1 protein-coding gene is annotated in these 288 nt (G+C 55.2%); it reads left to right on the plus strand.

Going from position 1 to position 288, the window contains the following annotated elements:
• A partial coding sequence (locus HK22_RS14860) for an integrase core domain-containing protein (RefSeq protein ID WP_143412444.1) occupies nucleotides 1–288 on the plus strand: 288 nt, incomplete at both ends.

Consider the following 288-nt stretch of genomic DNA (forward strand, 5'->3'; position numbering starts at 1 on the left):
CGGACCAAGGACGCTGCTTTGGCTATCGCCGCCTGGGTTATCTTCTGGCGCGGGAACTGACGGCCCTGGTGGAACGATATGGCAAACCTTTCATGATTGTCAGCGGCAACGGTACGGAGTTCACATCCCATGCCATCCTGAAATGGGTGAATGAGATGAAGGTTGAATGGCACTATATTGTCCCCGGGAAACCGCAACAGAACGGCTTTGTCGAAGGTTTCAACGGCCGGTTGAGGGATGAATGCCTCAACGAGGCGTTGCTCACGTCTCTCAACCATGCCCGACAGG

This window comes from Gluconobacter sp. DsW_056, from assembly GCF_002153595.1.
In the GTDB taxonomy this organism is placed as follows: domain Bacteria; phylum Pseudomonadota; class Alphaproteobacteria; order Acetobacterales; family Acetobacteraceae; genus Gluconobacter; species Gluconobacter albidus.